A 4,638-nucleotide genomic window follows, 5' to 3' on the forward strand; every position below is an offset into this window, starting at 1 on the left:
TCGCAAGAGATGCGATGGATGTCTGGTGATTTGTAGTCATAAATTTTAGTCCCCACTTGTTTTTAAGTGGGGACTAAATTAAGGCTTATAGGATGAATTCATAAGGTGTGTTCAGCGGACGCTTACGCACAACCACAAAACAAGCAAGGTCGAAATCAAACTTACTCCGATACGGCTATTCAATGCTGTTTAATGATCAAATCTTTATTTAGACTCTCTTTACGCATGGTCACGGGTTTTGTTCAAAGTCTGATTAAACTTTGTGGATTAAATTGGACCGCACCAGATTACAGTACGCTTTGTCGAAGACAAAAACATATTGATATTGCGATTAGCTATCAAAAAAGTAGTGATGGGCTACATCTACTCGTCGACTCAACTGGCTTAAAGTTTCTAGGTGAAGGGGAGTGGAAACGTAAGAAACATGGACCTGAATATCGTCGCCAATGGCGTAAGCTTCATATTGGCATCGATGCTGAAACCTTGCAAATACGTGCAGTACAGCTTACTACAAATAATGTGAGCGATTCGCAAGTACTCGGTGATTTACTTGCTCAAATTCCCTTAGATGAACGAATTGATTCGGTCTATACCGATGGTGCTTATGACACGAAGCACTGCAGACAAGTCATTCTAGATCGAGATGCACATGCGCTCATTCCGCCAAGAAAAAATGCAAAACCATGGAAAGATCAGAAATTGAGATCTTTAGAGCGGAATGAGTTACTGAAAACAGTTAAACGTTTAGGAAGAACGCTTTGGAAAAAATGGTCTGGTTATCATCGTCGAAGTTTAGTTGAAACCAAGATGCATTGCATCAAACTATTAGGTGATAAATTAACAGCAAGGAGTTTTTCTAGTCAGGTGAATGAGATTCATGCACGCATAGCCGTATTGAACAAATTTACAGAATTAGGTCGTCCTCATACCCAAGTTGTCACTTGAATTCTGTTCAAATGAGCAGAGTGTTATCTTTTAAATCTTTGTGCAACAAAGCCCACATGAACTAGAAACTCTTTTAAAAATTAAATATATTTCCACTTAGTATCTAAACTTTGATAGAATTAATTAAAACTTTAGAGTTTAAGTGCAAACAATGAGAAAAACTAATATTCGACGTGATAGCTACTTAAAATTTCTGAATACATGGCAAAACCGTGATGTCATTAAAGTGCTTTCGGGTGTACGTCGCTCTGGAAAATCCACCTTGCTGGCGATGTTTCAACAAGACCTAAAAGCACAGGGTGTACAAGCCGAAAACATCATTGCCATCAACTTTGAATTTATGGAATTTGAAGAACTCACCGATTACCGTAAACTACATGATTATGTACTGTCAAAAGTTGATGAAAGCAAGAAAAACTATGTTTTTTTAGATGAAATACAACATGTTACCAATTTTGAAAAAGTAGTCGACTCTTTATATGTTCGGGATTATATCGATTTATATATTACAGGTTCTAATGCATTCTTTCTGAGTGGAGAACTTGCGACGTTACTCACAGGACGCTATATCGAGCAACATGTTTTACCCTTGTCATTCCAAGAGTTTAAACAGTGGCATATTGAAAATAATCCGATCATCCAACAATTATCCAATCGTGATTTGTATGCCATGTACACGCGCAGTAGTTTCCCCTATACGCTTGCCATGACCAGCCAGCAGGAAACCTATGATTACTTGCAAGCGGTCTATGCCAGTGTAATGTTTAAAGATGTTATTCCCCGTTTGAATACGGCCGATATTAACTCTCTCGAGCGTGTCGCAAGATATTTGGCAAGCGTGACAGGCTCACCCATTTCCATCAATAAAATTAAAAATACCTTTGTTTCAAGTGGGGTTAAAATCTCATTTGAAACAGTAAAACGCTATATTCAGGGCTTACAGGACAGTTTGCTATTTTATAGCGCCGCACAATTTAAAGTACGTGGGCGTGAGTTATTACAATCCTCTGAAAAATACTATTTAGTTGATGTTGGATTGCGCCGCATTATGTTGCCTGATGCTAATGCTGATCAAGGTCATATCTTAGAAAATGTGATTTATCTTGAGCTTGTCAGACGAGGCTATACGGTCTATGTAGGGCGGGTTGATGAATATGAAATTGATTTTGTTGCTGTCGATACTTTACAAAATTTAACTTATTATCAGGTGGCATTAGAAACGCTCAGTGAGGAGACACTCACCCGAGAGTTACGTCCATTACAGAAAATTTCTGATTCATATCCTAAGTATTTACTTACCTTAGACACGATAGGGACTGAAGCCAATTATAATGGTATTGTAAAAATGAACGCTCTCGATTGGTTGCTGTCTGAAAATAAGTAAAGTGGAGTGTAGGCATCGACAATCTAATTTCTCGATCAAAGCCCAAGGCCTTTTCAGCATTAACCAAAAATTTGCTTAAGCATAATTTTCTAGTGGGTAATCATAACTTTTGCCCCATTTGTGATGGATTAATCTATCTCGATTCTACTGAATCGGATCATCGGATTGCCAAAGCCGCAGGTGGACAAGGTGTGCTAGAAAATGGCCTGCTGGTTTATCCGTTCGGTAAGGCTTTGTTGCACAAACCTATCTGTAAAGGGTTTTTCAGCGATATAATTTTCAAATGAAGAAGCCTACACACAAAATCTACCGCACAACCAATTGGCCCGCATATAACCGAGCACTCATGAGTCGCGGAAATATTGCCATTTGGTTTGATCCTGTTACGCAATGGTATGCGCCATCAAAAGGCAAACAAGGGCGAAATCAAACCTACTCCAACGCAACCATCCAATGCTGCTTAATGATTAAATCCTTATTCCGTCTGTCTTTACGTATGGTCACTGGCTTTGTGCAAAGTCTGATTAAACTTTGCGGATTAAATTGGATAGCTCCAGATTACACCACGCTTTGTAGAAGACAAAAGCATATTGATATTGTAATCAGCTACCAAAAAAGTAGCGATGGGCTGCATCTACTCATGGACTCTACAGGCATGAAGTTTCTAGGTGAGGGCGAATGGAAACGCAAGAAACATGGACCTGAATATCGTCGCCAATGGCGTAAACTCCATATTGGTATAGATGCTAAAACCCTACAAATACGAGCAGTTCAGCTCACAACGAATAATGTGAGTGATTCACAAGTCCTCGGGGATTTACTTGATCAAATCCCGTTGGATGAACAGATTGATTCAGTTTATACAGACGGGGCTTATGATACAAAACAATGCCGTCAGGTCATTGCAGATCGGCAAGCACATGCAGTTATTCCACCCAGAAAAAATGCAAAGCCTTGGAAAGATATAAAAGTTCATTCGCAAGAGCGAAATGAATTACTTCGAACAGTTAAACGTTTAGGCAGGACATTATGGAAAAAATGGTCAGGCTATCATCGGCGGAGTTTGGTCGAAACCAAGATGCATTGCATCAAATTATTAGGCGATCGACTACATTCAAGAAACTTTCAAAGCCAAGTTAATGAGATTCATGCACGTGTGGCCGTGCTGAATAGATTTACAGAGTTAGGTCGTCCTCATACCCGAGTTGTAACTTAAATTTGAGTGAGTTGGCGGATGCTTCAAATTATAAATCTTTGTGCAACAAAGCCCTTTTTTTGGATGTAACTCTGCAAATAACCCGAGTTTCGCTCAAAATATTTCTTGCTTACCTAATTTTTTAAATGTGGAAGTCGGCGGACAAAGTGCTTCAAGTTTTCCATCCTTTTCCCCTTCTAAAAGAATTACGTCTTTTGCTAGAAGTAACGATTTAGCTTGGTCTGTTGCTGATACTTATATGGTAGGTTCAAAACCTGGAAAAGGTAAACAAGCTCATTTTTTTGGTGTAAAAGCAGAACCTATGAGATTTTATAAGAATGGGAACTTACTCTATGAAAAAGATCAATCTTTTTTTAATTATGATCCCAAACCAAAGGCTATATTAAGAAGATAAAATGAAAAAAATAATTTATCCATTGATTTTTATAATCTTATTAATTTTTTCTAGCGTATTTATTTGGAATAGGATACAAAAAACTATGAACACAGAGCCTACACTTAGTTTTAAAATTTTAACTGATCATCATATAGATAAAGATATTCAAATAAATATTAGAAAAATTAATGATATGAACAACATTAATTCAAATAAGAATCATATGTTTACACTACTAAGAAATGGTATCTATTATCCACTAAATAATAAATATGATTTTAAAATGTATGAGATATTTGTCAAAAAGAATAATAAATTTGCTTATATTTCTGGAGAAAATATTTATTTTATTGAAGATGAATATTCAATAAGAGGTAATAACGATAGAAGTGGTGAGGTTTTAATTTATCCATATGAAAAAGATGGTGATATATTTTTTAAATATAATCAATACCATAATAGCAATAAAACAGAGCATACAAAAAAATTTAGGTTAAAAGAATCATATAAATTTAATAGCCATATTTTTAATGAACAAACAAAATTAGAGGATTTTAGTTTGGTTAATATTCCTGAATAATGTCATAGAGTAACCCGAATTACGGATAAGAAAACCGCTTGAAAAAAAGATGGTTAGAGCCATTTAGAAAGTTACTACACAAACCAAAGACTCTAACCACCATGTTTGATTTTACAGAAATCTTCTGTGCCATTGAT

The 4,638-nt window shown here is 36.5% G+C and carries 4 protein-coding genes and 2 pseudogenes; all 6 read left to right on the forward strand.

Annotation, left to right across the window (positions count from 1 at the left end; genetic code table 11):
• Nucleotides 1-123: 123 nt before the first annotated feature.
• Nucleotides 124-945 (forward strand): annotated as a pseudogene (locus FTV09_RS16960) (IS5-like element ISAha2 family transposase); the annotation flags it as partial.
• Nucleotides 946-1,096: 151 nt separating this feature from the next.
• A complete protein-coding gene (locus tag FTV09_RS16965; protein ID WP_111860735.1) occupies nucleotides 1,097-2,329 on the forward strand; it encodes an ATP-binding protein in 1,233 nt (410 codons plus the stop codon).
• Between the two features lie 26 nt (nucleotides 2,330-2,355).
• Nucleotides 2,356-2,550, forward strand: a pseudogene (locus FTV09_RS16970) (HNH endonuclease signature motif containing protein); the annotation flags it as partial.
• 62 nt (nucleotides 2,551-2,612) lie between these two features.
• Nucleotides 2,613-3,545, forward strand: coding sequence for an IS5 family transposase (locus FTV09_RS16975; RefSeq protein ID WP_180058948.1), 933 nt, complete (start codon nucleotides 2,613-2,615; stop codon nucleotides 3,543-3,545).
• Between the two features lie 40 nt (nucleotides 3,546-3,585).
• Nucleotides 3,586-3,939 (forward strand): hypothetical protein, encoded by a 354-nt coding sequence (locus FTV09_RS16980; RefSeq protein WP_180058949.1) that lies wholly within the window; start codon nucleotides 3,586-3,588, stop codon nucleotides 3,937-3,939.
• Nucleotides 3,940-4,024: 85 nt separating this feature from the next.
• A complete protein-coding gene (locus tag FTV09_RS16985; RefSeq protein ID WP_180058950.1) occupies nucleotides 4,025-4,501 on the forward strand; it encodes a hypothetical protein in 477 nt (158 codons plus the stop codon).
• Nucleotides 4,502-4,638 lie beyond the last annotated feature (137 nt).

The sequence above is a fragment of the Acinetobacter sp. YH12227 genome (genome assembly GCF_013417785.1).
Classification (GTDB): Bacteria; Pseudomonadota; Gammaproteobacteria; order Pseudomonadales; family Moraxellaceae; genus Acinetobacter; species Acinetobacter gandensis.